At 37.4% G+C, this 20,397-nt stretch carries 22 protein-coding genes; 12 read left to right on the top strand and 10 right to left on the bottom strand.

The genetic code is table 11. From position 1 onward, the window contains the following. The first annotated feature begins 3 nt into the window (after window positions 1-3). From OQX63_RS02970 to OQX63_RS02995, 6 genes are all read left to right on the top strand, one after another. Window positions 4-744 carry a sulfite exporter TauE/SafE family protein gene (locus OQX63_RS02970; RefSeq protein WP_265849400.1) on the top strand — a complete coding sequence of 247 codons (741 nt, stop codon included), beginning with the start codon at window positions 4-6 and terminating at the stop codon, window positions 742-744. A 211-nt stretch (window positions 745-955) separates the two neighbouring features. Beyond that, complete coding sequence (locus tag OQX63_RS02975) at window positions 956-1,189, top strand: MoaD/ThiS family protein (RefSeq protein ID WP_265849401.1); 234 nt, start codon at window positions 956-958, stop codon at window positions 1,187-1,189. Window positions 1,190-1,194: 5 nt separating this feature from the next. Then, window positions 1,195-2,301 (top strand): ThiF family adenylyltransferase, encoded by a 1,107-nt coding sequence (locus tag OQX63_RS02980; RefSeq protein WP_265849402.1) that lies wholly within the window; start codon window positions 1,195-1,197, stop codon window positions 2,299-2,301. A gap of 1 nt (window position 2,302) precedes the next feature. Then, the gene (locus OQX63_RS02985; protein WP_265849403.1) at window positions 2,303-2,746 is read left to right on the top strand and encodes a molybdenum cofactor biosynthesis protein MoaE; all 444 of its coding nucleotides are present in this window, start codon (window positions 2,303-2,305) and stop codon (window positions 2,744-2,746) included. A 3-nt stretch (window positions 2,747-2,749) separates the two neighbouring features. Further along, window positions 2,750-3,658 carry a bifunctional molybdenum cofactor biosynthesis protein MoaC/MoaB gene (gene moaCB / locus OQX63_RS02990; protein WP_265849404.1) on the top strand — a complete coding sequence of 303 codons (909 nt, stop codon included), beginning with the start codon at window positions 2,750-2,752 and terminating at the stop codon, window positions 3,656-3,658. Window positions 3,659-3,862: 204 nt separating this feature from the next. Beyond that, on the top strand, window positions 3,863-4,204 hold the full coding sequence (locus OQX63_RS02995; protein ID WP_090503061.1) for a hypothetical protein: 342 nt from the start codon (window positions 3,863-3,865) through the stop codon (window positions 4,202-4,204). 1 nt (window position 4,205) lies between these two features. Here OQX63_RS02995 and OQX63_RS03000 read toward each other — a convergent pair whose 3' ends face one another. From OQX63_RS03000 to OQX63_RS03030, 7 genes are all read right to left on the bottom strand, one after another. Then, window positions 4,206-4,877 (bottom strand): hypothetical protein, encoded by a 672-nt coding sequence (locus OQX63_RS03000; RefSeq protein WP_265849405.1) that lies wholly within the window; start codon window positions 4,875-4,877, stop codon window positions 4,206-4,208. A 243-nt stretch (window positions 4,878-5,120) separates the two neighbouring features. Further along, entirely contained in the window at window positions 5,121-5,309 is a 189-nt protein-coding gene (locus tag OQX63_RS03005; protein WP_090503206.1) for a cold-shock protein, read from the bottom strand. Between the two features lie 175 nt (window positions 5,310-5,484). Continuing rightward, entirely contained in the window at window positions 5,485-5,763 is a 279-nt protein-coding gene (locus OQX63_RS03010; RefSeq protein ID WP_090503058.1) for a hypothetical protein, read from the bottom strand. A gap of 470 nt (window positions 5,764-6,233) precedes the next feature. After that, window positions 6,234-7,124 carry an SMP-30/gluconolactonase/LRE family protein gene (locus tag OQX63_RS03015; RefSeq protein ID WP_265849406.1) on the bottom strand — a complete coding sequence of 297 codons (891 nt, stop codon included), beginning with the start codon at window positions 7,122-7,124 and terminating at the stop codon, window positions 6,234-6,236. A gap of 69 nt (window positions 7,125-7,193) precedes the next feature. After that, window positions 7,194-8,954 (bottom strand): ABC transporter ATP-binding protein, encoded by a 1,761-nt coding sequence (locus tag OQX63_RS03020; RefSeq protein WP_265849407.1) that lies wholly within the window; start codon window positions 8,952-8,954, stop codon window positions 7,194-7,196. After that, window positions 8,938-10,674 (bottom strand): ABC transporter ATP-binding protein, encoded by a 1,737-nt coding sequence (locus OQX63_RS03025; RefSeq protein WP_265849408.1) that lies wholly within the window; start codon window positions 10,672-10,674, stop codon window positions 8,938-8,940. Before OQX63_RS03025 ends, OQX63_RS03020 begins: the two co-directional genes overlap by 17 nt. A 169-nt stretch (window positions 10,675-10,843) precedes the next feature. Further along, complete coding sequence (locus OQX63_RS03030) at window positions 10,844-11,446, bottom strand: LURP-one-related/scramblase family protein (protein ID WP_265849409.1); 603 nt, start codon at window positions 11,444-11,446, stop codon at window positions 10,844-10,846. 382 nt (window positions 11,447-11,828) lie between these two features. On the opposite strand from OQX63_RS03030, the gene OQX63_RS03035 reads away from it, so the two are divergent. Then, entirely contained in the window at window positions 11,829-12,674 is an 846-nt protein-coding gene (locus OQX63_RS03035) for a S1 RNA-binding domain-containing protein (protein WP_265849410.1), read from the top strand. A gap of 128 nt (window positions 12,675-12,802) precedes the next feature. Here OQX63_RS03035 and OQX63_RS03040 read toward each other — a convergent pair whose 3' ends face one another. From OQX63_RS03040 to OQX63_RS03050, 3 genes are all read right to left on the bottom strand, one after another. Further along, a complete protein-coding gene (locus OQX63_RS03040; protein ID WP_265849411.1) occupies window positions 12,803-13,477 on the bottom strand; it encodes an MCP four helix bundle domain-containing protein in 675 nt (224 codons plus the stop codon). Between the two features lie 79 nt (window positions 13,478-13,556). Then, window positions 13,557-14,990 carry an ATP-dependent DNA helicase gene (locus tag OQX63_RS03045; RefSeq protein ID WP_265849412.1) on the bottom strand — a complete coding sequence of 478 codons (1,434 nt, stop codon included), beginning with the start codon at window positions 14,988-14,990 and terminating at the stop codon, window positions 13,557-13,559. Window positions 14,991-15,245: 255 nt separating this feature from the next. Further along, window positions 15,246-16,385 (bottom strand): putative sensor domain DACNV-containing protein, encoded by a 1,140-nt coding sequence (locus tag OQX63_RS03050; RefSeq protein WP_265849413.1) that lies wholly within the window; start codon window positions 16,383-16,385, stop codon window positions 15,246-15,248. Window positions 16,386-16,739: 354 nt separating this feature from the next. On the opposite strand from OQX63_RS03050, the gene OQX63_RS03055 reads away from it, so the two are divergent. From OQX63_RS03055 to OQX63_RS03075, 5 genes are all read left to right on the top strand, one after another. Next, a complete protein-coding gene (locus OQX63_RS03055) occupies window positions 16,740-17,546 on the top strand; it encodes a DUF3822 family protein (protein ID WP_265849414.1) in 807 nt (268 codons plus the stop codon). Further along, a complete protein-coding gene (locus OQX63_RS03060) occupies window positions 17,537-18,073 on the top strand; it encodes an RsmD family RNA methyltransferase (protein ID WP_265849415.1) in 537 nt (178 codons plus the stop codon). Before OQX63_RS03055 ends, OQX63_RS03060 begins: the two co-directional genes overlap by 10 nt. A gap of 271 nt (window positions 18,074-18,344) precedes the next feature. Next, entirely contained in the window at window positions 18,345-18,806 is a 462-nt protein-coding gene (coaD, locus tag OQX63_RS03065) for a pantetheine-phosphate adenylyltransferase (protein WP_147229108.1), read from the top strand. Between the two features lie 346 nt (window positions 18,807-19,152). Beyond that, window positions 19,153-19,656 carry an RNA polymerase sigma factor gene (locus tag OQX63_RS03070; protein WP_265849416.1) on the top strand — a complete coding sequence of 168 codons (504 nt, stop codon included), beginning with the start codon at window positions 19,153-19,155 and terminating at the stop codon, window positions 19,654-19,656. Continuing rightward, window positions 19,646-20,251, top strand: a complete 606-nt coding sequence (locus OQX63_RS03075; RefSeq protein WP_265849417.1) for a hypothetical protein — start codon at window positions 19,646-19,648, stop codon at window positions 20,249-20,251. The genes OQX63_RS03070 and OQX63_RS03075 overlap by 11 nt, the downstream gene beginning before the upstream one ends. The last annotated feature ends 146 nt before the right edge of the window (window positions 20,252-20,397 follow it).

Here is a 20,397-nt window from a genome sequence, read left to right on the forward strand (position 1 = left end):
ACCATGCAAGAAAGTTTCATCCTCTTTTATTGTTTACTTTTTATAGTTGCTTTTTTATATGCATCGGTTGGGCATGGCGGGGCAAGCGGCTACCTTGCGCTGATGGCTATTTTTGCCATTTCTCCAGTCATTATGAAACCAACAGCGCTCTTACTTAATCTGTTTGTTTCTTCCACTTCATTTATCCAGTTTTACCGCGGTGGCCATTTTAAATGGAAAACCTTTTGGCCCTTTGCACTGGCCTCTATCCCACTTTCTTTTGTTGGCGGTTTGATGGCTATTGAAAGTTCCATTTATAAAAAGATTTTAGGACTACTTCTGCTCATCCCGGTAATCCGTTTTTTCTTCTTTAAAAATACAGATCCAAAAGATTTCAAACCATCAAATATCCCATTATCGCTTACTATTGGAGGTGCTATCGGCCTACTTTCGGGCATGATCGGCATCGGTGGAGGGATTATCCTTTCTCCTATCCTCCTGCTGTTAAAATGGACGGACCAAAAACAGACTGCAGCCATTAGTGCATCATTTATTTTTGTAAATTCAATTGCTGGTTTAGGTGGTCAACTCATTAAAGGTTTCGAATTTAACGGCCATATGCTCGGTTATGTTGGGGTAGCTTTTGTTGGTGGTATTTGCGGTGCTTACTTTGGCGCCTTAAAATTCCCGCAAACCGTTTTAAAAAATGTTTTGGCCTTTGTATTGGCACTAGCCGCTTATAAATTAGTTTTTACACATGCATAATATCAAATACCTGATCATTGCCTTATTATTTTTAAGTATTACGGCTAGTACACAATAGAGCAGGCAATTTACAATCGAAGGGAAGGTTAGAAAGGCGTTAACAATTACTTTAAACAATTTAAGTGCTTATAAATCCGTTAATTTGGATAGTATGACAATTTCAACAACTTCACATTACATAAAAATGGCATCTTATCGGTAAATTAGCCGCATGGAAATTGAAATCATCAGTTTTGGTCAAATTACCGAATTCATCAATAATCAAAAAATTGAAGTTAATGGCATTGCTGATACCAATTCCTTTAAACAATACCTTGAAGATCGGTTCCCAGCTTTGAAAGGTATTAAATACAAACTTGCCCTGAACAAAAATATTGTTCAACAGAATACCGAAATTACAAACCAGGCTACAATAGCCATAATGCCACCTTTTTCTGGTGGTTAAGCAATATGAGTGCAGAGCGATATAACAGGCAGATTATCCTTAAAGGATTTGGGGAGGAAGCACAGCAAAAGCTTTTAAGAGCAAAAGTTCTTGTTATTGGCGTCGGGGGCTTAGGCTGTCCTGCTTTGCAATACCTGGCTGCTGCCGGCATTGGCCACATTGGAATTGTTGATGATGATACCATTTCATTATCTAATTTACATAGACAAATTCTTTTTACTACGGCTGATATTGGAAAGCTGAAGGTTGAGGTTGCTGCAAAACGCCTGCAGGAAATGAATACCCAGATCGGGATCATCCGTCATCCCATCCGTTTGCAGAAAAATAATATCCTCGATATTCTATCCAGATACGATTACATATTGGATGGCACAGACAATTTCGAATCCAGATACCTCATTAACGACGCCTGTGCACTTCTCAACAAACCACTCATATTTGCTGCAGTATCAGGTTTCGAAGGTCAGTTAGCCATATTTAATACGCCTGATCATTTAACGCCCAGCACCAATTACCGCGATATCTTTCCCATTCCACCAACCAAAGGCGAAATCCCAAATTGTTCAGAGAATGGCATTATCGGTGTATTACCAGGTGTTTTAGGCACCATGGCTGCTGCAGAAATCATTAAACTGATTGCCGAAATCGGGCAACCGTTAACCAATAAAATATTAAGTTATAATTTACTTACACAAGAACAATATACCATCAACCTCAGTCAGGGACACGGTTATACACTGCCTAAAACAGTTGATGAATTTTTAAATATGGATTATCAAAACACGAGCGAAGGACCGCAAGGTTATATTGAAATTGATGCTACCGAACTGGTGAAACTTCAGCAGTTAGATTCAACAATTTTAATCGATGTACGCGAAAGACATGAAGTTCCGGTATTGGATAAACAAATCTTTACGCAAGTGCCAATGTCGGAGTTTGGTGCATTTATGAGCAAAGAATTTTATCAAAAACATGTGGTGTTAATTTGCCAGCACGGCATCAGAAGTGTTGCAGCAGCTGAGGCCATGCAGGAAAAATATGGTGATGCCAAAAAGATTTACAGTTTAAAAGGTGGTATCATTAAATGGAGAGATCATTTTCTCAAATCTTAACATGAGCGAAAAAAAAATAAAGAATATCTTTGTTAACGGCCCCATAGCACCTGATTTTATAGCCGATAGCATTGCCAGACACAGTAGCAAAACAGCTATTGGTGGCCATAGTATTTTTATGGGTCAGGTAAGAAAAGATGAAATTAACGGCAAATTCGTTGCTGCGATAACATATACTGCATATGAGGAGCTCGCCCTTGAAAAAATGCATCAGATAAGGGAAGAAATTTTCGAAAAATATCCACTCAATTGCATGCATATTTACCATAGCCTAGGTACAGTTAAAACTGGCGAAATCTGCCTTTTTGTTTTTACCTCTTCTGCACACCGAAAGCCAGCAATAGCTGCTTGTAGTGAAGTAGTAGACCGGCTAAAGGTAGAATTACCAATCTGGGGCAAAGAAATATTCGAAGACGAAACCCATCAGTGGAAAGAAAATAGTTAATTCATGGTAAACATCACAAAAAAATCCAATACTTTAAGGATTGCCATTGCAAGTGCTACTGTTAAGGTATCGAAACAGGAAACCATTGATGCTGTTGAACAGCGCAAAATACCCAAAGGCGATGTATTTGAATTTGCCCGTGCAGCGGGTTTATTTGGCGTAAAAAAAACGAGTGACGTTATTCCGGATTGTCATCCGCTTCCGATTGAATATACGGCTATTACGTATGAAATCGTAGGTTTATCCATCATCATTAATGTTGAAGTACATACCATTTACAAAACAGGGGTAGAAGTTGAAGCCATGCACGGTGCATCGGTTACCGCTTTAACCATGTACGATATGTTAAAACCAATTGACAAAGGTGTTGAGATAGAAAATATCAGGCTATTAAAAAAATCAGGAGGAAAATCTGACCTTAAAAATGCCAAATTCCCTGAAATAAAAGCAGCTGTTGTAGTTTGTTCAGATTCTATTTTCGAAAATAAAGCACAGGATACTTCTGGAAAAGCCATTATTTCGCGATTGGAACAATGGGAAATTCATACAGCGAAATATGAAATCGTTCCTGATGAAGTTAATGTGATCAGAGATAAAGCAAGTGAATTAAATGACAGTGATTATGATCTAATCATTTTTACAGGAGGAACTGGCCTTTCACCACGCGATGTAACTCCGGAAGCCCTTGCACCTTTAATTGATCGGAATATTGAAGGCATTATGGAAACGGCTCGTCGTTACGGCCAGGAACGCATGCCTTATGCCATGCTCTCGCGCGGTGTAGCTGGTTTTATCGGAAAAACATTAGTGCTTACATTCCCTGGTTCGAAAAGTGGTGCAGAAGAAAGCATGGATGCCCTTTTTCCACAGGTTTTGCATTTATTTAAGGTAGTTAAAGGGGAAAAACATTAACATTTGTTTGTTGGGATTTGTAATCCGTATTGAGAGCTAAGGATTTGTAATCATTTTGGCAATAAATTGAATGATAAACCGGATTAAAAATCCGGAGGCTAAAGGCCAAGATCACAGATCCTGACCAGCGCAATCGTTAACAATATTAAATTTAAACCACAAAAATGTTTTTTGTGATCAAAATTTAAGTTCTATTTTTGCGGCATGTCGTCTAAATATAAGATTTTATACTTTTTCCAAAATTCTGATACTACTATCCTGGAAATTCAGCGTCTTGGCCTGCCAGAAAACGCAGATGCAGAGGCGACTTATCACTGGCTTTACTATGATAAAATTACTGGGTCATTGATTAAATTATGGTTCAGATCAATGGATTCGTCTACGGAAATTGAAGAACGATATTTTGAACAGGGTTATCTTAAATTTAATAAAACAGAGGCTACCTATATCGAAAAGCACAATTCTTCGCAACAGAAACTTAACAATATGGGCAATAGGCCTGTTGGAGAGGAAATAAGTGCTTTATTGGAAAATTATCTAAAATAATTTAAGCCATCTCTGGCAATTCTGACGTTAAGACAACTTTACTTAAAGGATAACGGGACGCATGGAAATCCTGAATTGACTGATTAAAACCAGTATACCATTCTTGTTCTTGCATACTTTCTAAAAGTTGTGCACAAGCCAGTACATCAACATCAGCCTGCCGCAGCCTTTCGGCAACAAAATTAATCACATCCCAAATGCCATGCATCATAAAAAACCGAAATACAGATAATATTACAGACCATTGTACTTTTTTGGTGTGCAGCAAAAAGAATCGTGATACCGGGCTGCACAAACGTTTAAATGCCATATAATCCTCTTCTGCACCTGCCAGGTTTAAAATACCATCACTGTAAGGAAGATTTACAATTTCTGCAGCAATTTTATCCCGGCCATGGATATAAACACTCCCTGCACAGATAGATGATATGGATATCAGTGCTAAATGATCATAAATTTCGGGATGCATTTTAAGTTTTCCATTACGTACAAATACCAGTCCCCCTTTCTTAGCCATGCCAGTTTGAATGTTAAGCATCGATAAATTTAACAGCTCAAATTCGTCAGCAAAGTTAAGCGCCATTACAAATTGTGCAGCGGCCATAAATGTGCCCTTATCAAGAGGTTTCTTGCAGGTAACATGTTCCTGAATTGAAAAAATAGAGAGTTGCAAAAATTTAATTTGTTTGGTTCCGGCCGACTATATCAATATTGGCAAAAATAAAAATCCCGTTCAGAAAACGATAATATGGCATGTGGATAAAATCAATCAGATCGGTAATTGACTAGAAATGAGCAAGAAATTTTTTCGACCATTTTGTTCAGTATAAGCTTCAATTAAGATTGATCGCTCTAAAAATATCCGGGCAAAAAAAAAGCAGGAATAAATCCTGCTCTAAATCTTTTTGGGAAAGAATTAAACAACTCTTACTTTTACTGCATTAAGGCCTTTTTTGCCTTCTTGAACTTCATATTCAACTGTATCATTTTCTCTGATTTCGTCAATCAGGCCTGATGCATGCACAAAAATCTCAGATCCGTTTTCTTCTTTGATAAAACCAAAGCCTTTTTCTGAGTTAAAAAATTTTACTGTTCCGTTTTTCATTATACTGGATGTTTTTAAATTAAAAATCAAAAATAGGATTAAAACCCAAAAACCAAAATTACTGAGCAACAAAATTGCTAATTATGTAAAAAAAGATTTACAACTGTAAAAATTATGGTTGCCATTTACAGCTTAAGGCATTAACGAAAAATATTTACGCGCTTTAAAAAGATTTTTACTGCTTGATGGAAGAGTACCAATTTATGGGGTGCGACCTTAAATTCATGCCATCACTTTCAATGTGATATAAGATAATGGGCATACTGAAATCGACAAAACGTTCTACCTGTCTGGAAAGTTTACCAAGAAAATCCATGCTTGATATACCTTCTTTTAAATGAACATAAATTACACTGCCTGTTTTAAACTCAAAGCGCTCTACCACTCCCGGCCACTCTGCTTTTATCCTGGTGAGAAAAGCTTTGATTTTGGTTTCTTCTTTTAGATTTTCCATAAGCTTATCAGGTTTTTTTAATATATGCTAATTTAAAAAATTATTCCAAATTAGATTAATTGTAACAGTACATATACAATCCTGATAAAAATATCCAACTCGGGCGATTATCACGCTTAAAAGGTTCTTCACCATGAGCTTCTTTCAGGGTCTGGGTGTACCATTTTAAGTTATATAACTTTTCACTTATAGATTTCTCCATTCCGCCACCGGTGAAAAACCGACTAGCTTCAGTCGAAATAACGATGCTAATATTTATTTTTAAATATTAACTTTTTTAGATCTCCACATAAAGTAAAAAAGCCCTTCAATCCTGAGAGGGCTTTTTCATAGTCGTCTATCCCTATAAGTAGGAATTTCAAAACTAATTAATGTGATTTATATTTTTGGGGGTTGAATAAACTGAACAGATTTTTTTTTCGGCTTAATTCATCGTGCCTTTTAGGCTTTACATATTGCTTAAAAAACTATTATTCAACGCCTTTTGCATAAGTTGGGATAACGTACAATGATTTTGAGGCCGTAATGAAAAGCAGATTTTTATCTTTTCCGCCAAAACAAATGTTACCACACCACGCTTCAGGTACATCAATATGAGCTATTTTTTCGCCTGTTGGTTTGTAAACATTCACTCCTTTTCCGGTTACATAAATATTTCCTTTGTTATCTAAAGTCATCCCATCAGAGTGCTGGTTAAGGATAATTTGTTTATCGGTTAATCTGGCATCAGCACCAATACGGTAACGGTAAGTTTTATTCGCCTCCATATCGGCCACATACAAAAATTTACCATCGGGTGTGCCTACTATTCCGTTAGGCTTAATCACATCATCCGCAGCAACAATCGCCTCTTTTTTACCCCTAGGGATGTAATAAACTTTTTGGCCCTGAATTTCGGGCGATTTACGTATCCAATAATCACGCTGATAATAGGGATCGGTAAAATATATCCCACCTGTTGCGTCCAACCAGATATCATTCGGACCATTTACTTTTTTACCTTCATAATCACTGAAGAGCACTTTAATTTTCTTGTTTTTGTCGATAGACCAGATTTGGTTATTTTCGTCGGCACATACAATTAAGTTTCCCTTTTTATCAAAATAAGTACCATTCGCCCTTCCTGATTTATCCATATATAGGCTCAATTTCCCATTAATATCGTATTTCCAGATTTTATCATTAGGCTGATCCGTAAAAAAAACGTTCCCCTCTTTATCAACTGAAGCGCCTTCTGTAAACTTAAACTGTGCAGAAATCAATTTTAAACTATCCTGAACAAAAAGGTTTTGTGCTGCACCCTGTGCATAAGAAGTTAAGCTTAAGGCCGAAAAGGCAAAGAGAAATAGATACTTTTTCATGTATGTTTGTTATTAAAGCCCGTTAATGTTAGTCGGGCATATAAATCCCAACAACCTAAAGTAAATATATCAACTTACCCGCTTTCCTTTTAGTAACATATTTAATGCATCGTTCAGCGTTCCTGCTTTTTGCACTTCGCCTTCGTTTACAAAATAAATTTCGTCGGCATTTTCAATGGTATTCAAACGGTGGGCAATAATTACCAATGTTGTTTCCTTTGAAAGTTTATTTAAAATAGTTCCCAAAAGTTGCTCGGTTATGGTATCAATGTTCGCTGTAGCTTCATCAAGAATCAACAGTTCAGGATTTCTAAGCACTGCACGCATAAAAGCAATCAACTGCTTCTGCCCCAAACTGATACTGTCTGATCCTGAAGTAATCTGCGTATTCAATCCTTCATCAAATATGGCTAAAAGTGCATTCAGGCTGGCTTCTTCAATTATTTTTTCCAGTTCAGCATCCGTAACCGCTGCATACTGACTATTGCCATATAAAATATTCTCTTTTACGGTTCCGGTAAATAAAAATGGCTCTTGCAGGATAAATCCGATTTTTTGTGTTCTTTCTGCCGCAGAAAATGACCTGATATCTTTACCTTTTAATAAAACAGTTCCTTTTGTAGGATCGTATAAACGGGAAATTAATGAAGCCGTTGTTGTTTTTCCACCGCCGGTTGGCCCAATTAAAGCATAAGTTTTACCTTTTTCGAACCTTAAATTAATGTTATGTAAAATTTCTTTACTGTCATCATAAGAAAAGTGCACATTTTTAAATTCCATCAGCGCACTTGAAGCAGCCGTTTCATTTAACGTTATTTGTTTTAAATTGCTTTCCAAAGATAAAATCTGCGAAATCCTATCCCAGCTGGCCATAGCCACCTGAAAACTGGTCCAAAGCGCGGCCAACTGCCTTAGCGGGTTATAAAAATTGGTGGTATAAGAAATATAACTCACTAATAAACCCAAGGTAAAATTGCCCTTAGCAATTAAATAAATACCAAATAGCAAAGTAATTAATTGCGCAATGCTGGATAATAGCCCATAAACCGGCACAAAAATATTGTTAGCTAAACCCGCACCAATAGCTGTTTTATAATTTTTGGCATTGGCTTCATTAAATCGTTTCCTAAAATAATCCCTGCGGTTAAAGGCAATAATAACCTTAAAGTTGTTCAGACTTTCCTGTATTTCGGCACTCATTCCGCCAACGCTTTTTAAGTTTTTAGCATTTTTCCTTTTTACCCAAGGCGATAAAGCCACCGTAAAAAGTACAATAACCACAGCAGGCGCAAGCGTAGCAGCGCCCAACTCGGGGTTAATGGAAAGCAAGAAAATACCAGCACCGATCATAGTTACAATACTGCCTATAAACTGCATTAAGGATTGCGAAAAAAACTGGTTCAGTTTATCTGTATCGTTATTCACCCTCGAAATCAGATCTCCCGCTTTGTTCTGGTTAAAAAAAGAAACGGGTAATTCTTGTAATTTATTAAAAATGGCATTGCGTAAGGTGTATAACATTCGCTGACCTACCCCACCCATTAACCGCGTTTGGGTATAGCCCGTAACCATCGCAATCATATACATTACCAACAGGATACCGCCAAAAATAAGTACACCATGAAATTGTTTGGTACGGATATAGGTATCAACCGTATGGCCTACCAGTAACGGTCCCAAAAGCAATAATCCTGAGTTGACCAAAATGGCAATCAATGCCAGCCAAAGGTTTTTGTGTTCGGAAGAAATCAGTTTTAGCAGGCTTTTCAGCGCTTTATAAGTAGATTGCTTTTCCTGCCCGGTGCTAAGCTGGTTAAGATTGTAGTTCATAATTACTGGTGCTCTGTTGTGAATTGTAAATCTGAACATATTCAGGACTGCTTTTTAACAATTCCTGGTGGGTTCCTTCTGCAATAATTTCGCCTTGCATCAGCAAGATCACTTTATCATAATGTTCAACAGAAGCTATTTTTTGGGTGATGGAAAGTAATGTTAAACCTGGATAATTTTGTTGAATATTTTCTAAAATCCTTTGCTCTGTATTGGTATCAACACGGGCTGTAAAATCATCCAGTAATAAGATTTTCGGATTCACCGCTAAAGCCCGTGCCAGCATAATTCTTTGTTTTTGTCCGCCAGAAAGGCTATTTCCGCGTTCTGAAACAATCGTGTTGAGTTGATCTGGCAAGGCTTCTACAAAATCCTTAAGTTCAGCCGTAGCAATTGCTTTAGCCAGCGATTCGTCTGTAACCGTATCACTAAAGGCAATATTTTCCCTGATGCTCATGTTAAACATAATGCTGTCCTGAAATACAAAGCCAACCTGTTTATGAAAATCTTCTTGCTTATACTGTTTAATGTCTTCCCCATCAAACAATACAGATCCGGCATCAGCATCAATCAAACCCGTTAAAATATAGAGCAGCTGAGTTTTACCGGCAGCTGTAGGACCAATAATAGCTGTTTTTGAGCCTGCTTTGGCAGAAAAAGAAATTGATTTCAAAACTGGTTTTTGGCCAAAACTTAAGCTGATGTCTTTTGCCTCCACATCACCTTTTAAAGAAGTGCTTAACATTCCAGGATGGTTAATTTCCGCAGCATTGAGCACGCTTTCTATCCTCTGGTAAGATGCCGTGGCCTGTGCAATAACATTACTCATAAAACCGATTACCAAAATAGGAAATATGATGAGTGTGAGGTAACTGTTAAAAGCAGTAAACTCGCCCAACGTCATCGAATTGTTGATTACAAAATGACCACCGAGTACCAAAATGCATAAACCGGACAAATTGGCTGTAAAAACGATAACCGGAATCAAAGCTGCAAACATCCGGAGTATGGATATCCCCAAATCTCTGGCTTTGGCATTTGCATCTAAAAACTTATTGTATTCCAGCATCTGCGAATTGATGATACGGATCAAAGCTGACCCCATAATACTTTCGCTAATTACCTTATTAAGCCAATCGATTACTTCCCTGCTCTTTTTAAAAAGTACTTTAACTTTGCTCAACACATAGAAAAATGCCCCGCCAATAATCGGCACTATGGCGATTACGCAGAGTGCCAGTTTCCAATTGATCATAAGCAGCAGAATACTTGCCCCAACAATTAAAAAAATAGACGAACAAATGGAAACGATAGCCTGCGAAACAAACATTTTAATCGAATCGGCATCAGCAGTAAGGTTGGTTAGCAGTTTTGAGGGATTAGCCTGAATAATATAAGCATGGCTTTGTCGCGAAATCTGATCAGATAACTTTGTCCTCAAATCTCTGGCCACCCGTTCAGAAGCATAGGTTTGCACAATGCTTTGTAAATAAGTGAAGATAAAAACCAAAACAATGACCAGCGAAAACTGAAGCAGAATGGATTGAAGGTTGAAAGTTTTATTGGTATAGGAATCGATACCGCTGGCAATAATCTTGGGTAAAAGTAAGTTGATGCCGTTACTGAGCAACGCAAACACAATCAGCATAAATACTAAGCCCTTATAATTTCCAAGTAAACTGAAAATACCTGGCTTTTTGGCTTCTTTGGTTTTTTTCATATCAATGAAGATACCTTAAATTGTAGGTTCCAAATTTAGCCGAATTAATTGATATCGTTTGTAAGAAAGATATTAAAGAAGAAAGATATTTAGAAATGAGCGAAATGACTGTGTACGAGTGATGTACAATTCAGTCATTCGCTCACTCAATAATTAACAGTTTAAACAATTACTTACTCTCCTTCAAAACCATATCAATGGTAATGGCAGTCGCCACAATGGCCACTTTCTGATTGCTTTCTGCATAACTGGGATCAATAGAAACATTGTATTTATCGGCTGTGGTAAAAACCTCTTTCAAAGCGCCAGCCCATTTTTTACTTATTTTGCCCATTTCGGCACCTGCATTATTGGTGATGGTAAAATTCCACGCCTTCCAATCGCCAGATATTTTTGCAATCTCCTCTCCTGAACTTGGGCTGGAAATGGTAAAAGTTGGTTTAAAGAGTTTAAATTTTTGTTTAATAATACCCACTTCAACACCAAGCGGATCGGTAACGATAATTTTCGACATCCAGAATGTCCAGCCTCTTGTAATGGTAGCCTGCAACTGGTCGTTGGTGTCGGTAATTTCTAATTTAAAAGGCATCATTCGCTTATCAACCAATAAGGTTAGAACCTTGTGCCAGCCAGAAATGCGCTGTTTAATAATCCCGATCTGAGTGCCCTGATCGTTGTAAACTTTGTACTCGTTCGCAAACTTTAAAAAGTTTACTTTCTCGTCAATAAAATATTCGTCGCTTAAAAAAAATGGAGGAATCTGCTTGTTCATATTGTAGATTTAATGTTAGATAAGTCGCTAAAATATATATTTTTTTTCATTCCCATTTGAAGTAGCTGCATTCCATGCCGCATGGGCCACAAAGGTTCGTCATTGCAAGAAGGCTTTTTCAGCCGACGAAGCAATCTTACAACGATCGCTACCTGCGTGCGCTTTAAGATTGCTTCGTGCCTCGCAATGACGGCCCTCCACAGATAAACGCGGATACTAGCGAAAATCTTCCACGGTTTGTCACCCTGAGCGGAGTCGAAAGGCTTATAAAAGATGGTTTACTACAACTAAAATTATCTCCAGTAATTTAAAACCAATTTGCGTCTAAACATTACTACCTTTGTAGCAAAAGCCATTGAAGAAAATGGTAAACCCAAATAAAATGATTGAAATAGGAAAATATAACGAGTTAAGGATTTTAAGCAAAACAGAAGCTGGATTAAACTTAACAGACGGTGATAAACTAGTCATACTGCCTTACCAATACGTTCCGAATGGAGTAGAAATTGGAGATAACATTAATGTTTTTGTATTTGTACAAAAAGATGGTCGCTTAACCGGAACTACTCAAAAAGCATATGCCGAGGTAGGCGATTTTGCTTTCTTAAAGGTAGTTTCTGATGGTGATGATGGCGTTTTTATGGATCTGGGTATTGATAAAGATGTATATGTACCTACACGCGAACAAAAAAGACCCATGCAAAAGGGCTACAAATATGTAGTTTACCTTTATTTAGATGAAAATAACGATCGTCTTTTGGCTTCCTCTAAATTGTACGATTTTGTTGAAGAGGATGGTTTCGATTTTGAAGAGGGTGATGAAGTGAGTTTATTAATTACCGAAGAAACCGATCTTGGTTACAACGCCATAATCAACAATACCTACATTGGTTTACTTTACAATAATGAGGTTTTCGATAATATCCAACCGGGCGACATGCGTAAAGGCTGGATCAAGAAAATCCGTGTGGAGGGCAAAATTGATTTGACCCTGCAACCTAGCGGTTATGGCCATATCCTCGATTCGAAAGAGATGATATTAAAAGAACTCAAAAAAAATGGCGGCGTGATTGAACTGGGCGACAAAAGTTCTCCGGAAGAGATTTACCATCGCTTTCAGATCAGTAAAAGCGCATTCAAAAAAACAATTGGCTCATTATATAAAGAACGTTTAATTGTACTTTCTGATGATTCGATTAGATTAATAACAGACGAAGACGCTGAATAATTATAATTTTATTACTTAGTATAGCACCGACTGAGAGAATAACATTTAGTTTTTATCGTTTGGTGCCGCACCGACCGAAACAAGAAAACTTATACTGGTTGGTGCGATACCAACCAGTAAAGATGGATCTAATTCAGATTAAATTTATCGCTCGTAATCTTTACCATATTCGAAGCCGAAACGATGTATACGATCATAATTCCGATCATTATTGCCAGAACAACCTGAAATGTAGAGTAAACTTTCGTTCCCGAAACAAAAATCCTTGAATCCTTAATCAAGTCATTACCCACTTTAGATTGTATTTTAATCAGAGCCGATAGCTTGGCCAACGTCTGATTAATTGCATTTTTTCCAGTCGATATATAAATTGTTCTTCCTTCTTCAGCACCCGCTCCATTTAACATTTTGGTTTCCAAATGCTGTTGAACAAGTAATGCCTTTTTAAGCTTATTTAAATAGCTTTTTTCCTGCTTTACCAAAAAAGTACGTTCGTATTTACTGATCACCGAATCTATTTTTCGGTTATGTTTATTCATTTTTACAAGCAGCGTTGAACCCTGCACAGCATCGTTTCCGAGTAATATTTCCTGAAGGATGGCATTTTTGTAATATAGATTTTCTGCAATGAAATATAAGTCCGTAGCCGGAACAAGTCTGTCGTTATACATCGAGATAAACGAGTCATTGATTTTTTCTACACTTTTATCCTCTAAAAAACGAATCATCAAAGTACAGCACATGATACAGAAAAGCAAAAAAGCAGTTTTTAGCTTATTTTTAATGCTAAAGGCAAATTTCATAATATAACCGGTTAATATGTTCACCATAAGGACAGAGAGAACCCAATCTGTGCAATCCTTAAATCTGTGCAATCACGTTCTAAAAATAATCCTCCTGTGCCGTCTTCGCGAAAAGCTGTGGCGCAAAATTGACTAAATATAACTCTTTTTTTGCCCGGGTTACAGCGGTATATAACCAACGCAAAAAATCAAGATCGATCATTTCTTCCGTAAGATAACCCTGATCTGCAAAAACAGCATCCCATTGCCCACCTTGTGCTTTATGACAGGTTACTGCATAAGCAAACTTAATCTGTAGGGCGTTGTAAAAAGGATCGGCCTTTATAGCCAGCATACGTTGCCTCTTATTGGCTATATGTTCATAATCTTCATTAAGACCATCAAAAAGCTTCTTATTCTGTTCGTACGGAAGATTTGCACTTTCCAGATTTAAAGTATCCAGCATTACCTTACAGCTGATCTGCCCTGCCGCCGGAAAATCCATAAACTCTAAAGTAGCATCGGCAAAACGGAAACCATAACGTTCTTCTTCTCCCCTTACGCGGATTACTTTCGCCATGTCGCCATTGGCAATAAAAGCAGTATCCTCGTTCTCAGGAAGCCAGAAATAATTATTCCGCACCACCATAATCTGGTCGCCACCTGTTAATTCCTCTTCACGGTATAACAACCTTGCTCTAATCTGCTGGTTATACACATTGGCAGATTTATTGGAACGGCAAACCACCAGGGTATTTTCCATCCCAAATTTCCGGTAAGCATACTCCAACCCTTCTACTAAACGTGCACCGGCCATGTTGTAAATATCGGTATAGTTTTTTGTCAGAAATTTAGGCAATGGATTTTCAGGGTTTTTGGCAATCTGGTTTCGCAACATCGTGGCATTGGCCAAAATACCCGATTTCTTGCCCTGCCGAACCACTTCCTTTAACTCGACCGATGAAACCGTTAAAGCAAATTTATCTTTGAGGTACTGTTCGTTTAATGCCGGGCTATCTAAACTTCCAACCGGAGGCAACTGTGCCGTATCACCCACAAAAAGCAGGAAACAGTTTTTGGTATTATATACAAACTCGAGCAGATCACGTAAGATCGAAGAACCTGTTTCGTTAAATTCATCGGCGATCATCGAAGCTTCATCGATAATAAAAAGCGTATTTTCGGAAAGATTCGGCGCCAGCTGAAACTGCATTTCAGGCGATGCGGCAGAACGTTTTCTGTAAATCCGTTTATGTATGGTTAAAGCTTTACGAAATGAATATTGGCTCATCACCTTTGCCGCCCTACCCGTTGGTGCCAGTAGTTCACTACGTAGATTAAATTGTCTCAAAACCTTTACCAAAGCCGCTACAGAAGTAGTTTTACCTGTACCTGCATAACCTTTCAGCACAAAACAGCGGTACTCATCTTCCTGTTGCAAAAATGCCGACATCCGCTCGCAAAAAAGCATTTGCTCCTTGGTTGGCGTATGTTCGTATGCAGAGGCAATAAGCTGGCTTTTATCGAGGATCATTTCTAATGGTTAATATTTTAACGGTTAATCGGTTAACTGTTTAGTGTGCATAAAATAGCACCTGAGTTTTTAGCACAGCCCTGTTTTAACTAAACCGTATTGAAGCGATATTTCCCGATCTCAATGAACATTTGTTTTTTAGCAAAAGTTTGATCGGGAATTTAGCGGAAAGACGGACTACAGTATCCGATTAGCAGTACGGTACCTTTCCGAATAATTGCAATCGCGATGCGCTATGCTTTCTGCTCATTGCTATTACAAAAGTAAGGTTTCAATACGATGTGCCATTACCATATTTTGTTTTTTGCTATAGCTAAAGATGGTAAAATGGCCGTCTTGTGAGGCTACCAAGCCAATAGACTGAGGCTGATCGTTCACAAACTGGGCAACAGAAAAATGGCGGGTACCACCAAGCTGTCCGGGATAAAGAATTTTATCTTCTCCACCAACAATCGGCTCCGAAAACGCAATCTGCTCTACGGTAGGTTTCCCCTTTGCACGTCCTATTTTGGCACCAAATGCAATAAGGTCAAATTCTTCGTTGATGATGGTAGCACCGTCAACCGCGGTTAAGCCTGCCAAATGTTCTACCTCTCGGCGCACAGCCCCTTGCGAGAAAATTTCGCTCTGGTTGCCATTCTGTTTTGCCAGGTTAGATAAGCCACAGAAAGGAGGTTCTACCAAATACTGTATCGGGTGAATAATGGATTCCTCCCATTTAGTATCACCCTTAGGCACAATTAACAATGCCCCGCCTCTGCCATGTGCACGCATAGAAACCGAAAACTGAATCAGAATATTGATCGGATCGTTCCAGCTCGCTAAAACGGTTAAATCCAATAAAGCCTGCAAAATAGGTGGACAATCTCTATTGTTACAGCTCCTGTCATCAACAATACGGATCTGTTCCCCTTTTAGCACAGCTACGTTGGTAAACTTGCCAATACCATAAATTCTGCGGTGTTTGATCACAATTAACCCAGGTTCGGAAACATCAACTACAAAACAAAAATTAGGGATATTAAGGGTTGTACCCCAGATATAAAGTTCACCGTTTTCCTCCCACACGCCTAAGTGAATTCCAGAACGTTCAATTCCAGGGGCTATTTTGGTTAAAGTATTAGCATTTAAGGCTAGTTTTTTGGCAAAACGTAATGGTTTAGAAGTTTGCTCAGGAGGCAAAAAAGCAATCGAAATCCGTGGCGAATGCCCTTCCTCTTTACGTAAACTGCTCCAAAAAGCAACATCAATTATCGCTTCAATTATTTTTTGATCTGGTTGAGTAGCCAAATCTATCTCACCTTGTGCAATGGCATTTTTATGCAGTTTAACAAAATGTTGTTCTATCGTGGCCGCAATGGTGTTTGCTGCTTTATAGGTTGGCTTATAACTCATGTCCCGAATTTAAGCCGAATATTTTAATTTTTGAATAGACAAAAGGTTTGATTTTGGTAAAAAAATCTCTAAGCTTTAACCGCAAAGCGCGCAAAGAAGTTATTAACCCAAAGATGCACAGAACACAAAGTTTGGTCTTATTTTCCTTTTAATTTTTTAAAGATGCACTCAGATAACTAAGGTGAAGAAATTGGGTTTATTGATTAAACCGGTTAATTGAATTCGAACTTCCGATTAAAGAATGCTGTCTACCTGGATTCTTGCCAATTGGTTAATTGAACCTGGTGATGGTAAATATCTCCTTGAAATCAACTTTTTTATCATTAATTATTAAAAAACGCTATTTTTGTTTCAATGCGTAACAATAGCCTCTTATTGGTTGATCCGAATTTTAAAGCTGATGCATCTGCAAACTGCCATTTATTATTAAAAATAACGAATGATAGCTTTTCTTATGCTGTGGTAAGTAAGGATACAGAGGAGATTAATATCATTTTTGATAAACAAGGCTGCGATGATGTGCAAAAAGAACTAAAATCTGCCTTTACAACCGATAGTTACCTTTCTTTAAATTATGGAACCGTCAAAGCTGCAATCCATACTCCAAACTTTATTTTTATCCCTGATGAATGGTTTGATGGAGAAAATCTGGCTGTTTATGCTCAATACCTTGGTTCTGACAGTAAAGTTTATACCAAACACAATGAAAAGCTGGGTTTTAATACTGTTTTTTGTTTAAATGAGGAGTTAAAAGCAAATCTGCCGGATCAAACCGATCTTTTTCCACAATCTGAACCATTAATGGCTTTATTTAATCATTTGGAAGATGAATCTTTATTAATCGATTTTACTGCAGTATCATTTAATGTACTCTATTTAAAAGATAAAAAGGTTGTTTTCCAAAACCACTATGAATCGGAAAATGCAGAGGAATTTAATTATTTTCTACTGCTGATGATTGAACAGTTGGGCCTAAATGATACTATTCCTATTTATTTACAAGGTATAATAAATGAAGATGATGAGCATTATAATTGCTTATTAAAATATTTTAACCAACTTTATTTTTTCCTTCCCGCTGGAAAAAAAAATAGCGAATTATTGGCCGATATGCCTAAACACTATTTCAGCGGTCTCCTTGCTTTAGATTTATGCGGATAATTGGTGGCAAATTAAAGGGCATTCGTTTGCAGCCCCCTGCAAATTTACCCGTACGCCCAACTACGGATATGGCCAAAGAAGCACTCTTCAATATCCTGAATAATAAATATGACTTCGAAACCTGTGTTGTATTAGATTTATTTTGTGGCACCGGTAATTTAACTTTCGAATTTGCTTCACGTGGAGCAGAACGTATTTTAGCGGTTGATATGGATTATGGCTGCGTAAACTGGGTGAAAAATACGGCTAAACAACATCAATTTGATCAGATCGATGTACGTAAAGGCGATGTTTTTAAATTATTGAAACAAATGACCGGCGCTTATGACCTGATTTTTGCCGATCCACCCTACAACATGCCTAACATTCCGCAGATTCCGGTGATGGTAAAGGAGCAACAACTGCTTAAACCCGATGGCTTGTTAATTGTAGAACACCAGAGCAACATGAAATTGAACAGCCAGCCAGGTTACACAGAAACGAGGAAGTATGGAAATTCTTCTTTTAGCTTTTTCGAGTTTAGTTGATTGGTTAACTGTTTAACTGGTTAAGCATTTAACTGAAGTAAATTTCGTTCGAAGGTAACTATTAGTTAATTAATTGTTTGACAGCTTATTTTAGATGGATAAATAGCTTAACCAAAAATGCTAAACATTCTCCCCAGATCCGTCATTATGAATCGAAGAACAGGATAATTTGTGCGGGCGTGAAGCAGTCTTTGTACTTACTACACGCTAACCACTAAACTCTCAGCGCTAAATTATTCCGCTTTTAACTATAAAAATCTATATTTGAATCATGAAGATAGCGCTATTTCCAGGCTCATTTGATCCGATCACCATCGCCCATGTAAACATTTTACAACGTGCTACCCCGCTTTTCGATAAAATTGTAGTGGGTATCGGACTAAACAGTTCTAAACAGAATTTCTTAAGTGCCGAGCAGCGCCTTCAGATTTTACAGACTGTTTTTAAAGGCTATCAAAACATCGAAATCCAAACTTACGAAGGCTTAACCGTAGATTTCTGCCGAAAAATAAACGCCAAATACATGGTCCGGGGCATCCGTTCAGCTGCTGATTTTGAATATGAACGGGCTATTGCACAGATCAATCAGACCATGATGCCTGAAGTAGAAACCATCCTGCTTTTAAGCAAACCAGAATATTCGGCCATTAGCTCTACCATTGTTCGCGATATTTTAAGAAACCATGGCGATGTAAGTCCGTTTGTACCCAAAGAAGCACTTAGTTTTTTATAGTTCTCATAAACCACAGATGAGCACGAATAAATAAAGGCTCATTTTAGATAAATTAATACTTTCTTTCGGAGGAGTATCCGTAAGATTGGGAAGATTTTATCCGCATAATTAAGACCTTCCCTGGTATTCTGTTGAGGATGCAAGATTAATCTATCTATGCAAATTACAATTTCGCTTCATCCAATAGCTATCTGATTGAGATCATGACTTGACTATGGGAACCTATAACCGCTTATACCTTCTCACTTATATTATCGCATTATCTACCCCCTTTTCTGTGATTAAATATTATTTTTAACATAATCTGTAACGTTTTTAAAAATCCTTTACCAATTGGATATATTAAATGAAAGAAACAGAAAACACATTTCTCACCCTGATCAATCAGCACAAAGCGATTATACATAAAATTTCAAAAATGTATATGAACGATGCCGAAGAACAACGTGACCTGTTTCAGGAAATCGTATTCCAATTATGGAAAGCTTATCCCTCTTTTAAAGGAAATAGCAAATTTACCACATGGATGTACCGCGTTTGCCTCAATACAGCCATAATCTGTTTCAAAAAAGAAAGCAGAAAAGTAGACAAAACACCATACGATGGAAACATTGATATAATAGATGTAAATGAAAACGAAGGGAAAGAAGAGAAACTAGCCTATTTGTACACTGCTGTTCAAGAATTAAATGCAATTGAAAAAGCATTGATCTTCCTTTTTCTCGAAAATCAATCACATCGCGAAATTGCCGAAAACCTGGGAATAAGTGAGGTTAATGCACGTGTAAAACTTAACAGGACAAAAGAAAAATTACAGTTCATCATTAAGAAAAACGGTTATGAATTTTGACAATTTAAAAAATGAATGGAATGCTGAAAATCCCGCAGAAAGCAACATTTCTTCAGACATGCTTAAGATAAATCAAGCACACACCCCTATAGATAAAATCAGGGCTAAAATGAAACATGAATTTTTCTACCAGCTGTTTTTTTTAGTGTTTATGGCTATTATTCCCCATATTTTTGGATTTTCAGCTTTAATTAACAGGGTATTTTTGATGACCTATTCCACTACCTGTGGCTTTACAGCTTATTATTTTTTCAAGTTTTATATATTTTATAAAAACTCATACAATTTAAGTATGGATACCCGAAAAAATATCCTCTGGTTTTATTACGAAATGAAGCTGAATATAGAGTTGTATAAAGCCTTAACTTACATTGTGGCTTTCATCTCAGTCGGTTTTCTCAACGCTTTCGTGTTTATCGAAAAGGCATCTATATTTTCGAAGATATTAAATAAATTATCTCCTGTTTACATCTTGCTCAATTGCTTTGTAACCATCCTCATTATTGGTGCAATTACTGAGTTATGGGCATGGTTTTATTACGGAAAATACCTAAAACAGGTTAAAAAAGTAATTGATGAATTAGATTCTGAATAATAATCTGTGCTGCCAGATGATAACATCCAATAGATCCGTGTATTAGTTTTATTTAATCCGTGTCAGATAGCAATATCTGACACCACAACTAATAATAATAACAAAAGATGCTGACCACGCAGTAGCTACAAGGCAATTAATAACAC

It is taken from the genome of Pedobacter sp. PF22-3 (genome assembly GCF_026239555.1).
In the GTDB taxonomy this organism is placed as follows: Bacteria; Bacteroidota; Bacteroidia; order Sphingobacteriales; family Sphingobacteriaceae; genus Pedobacter.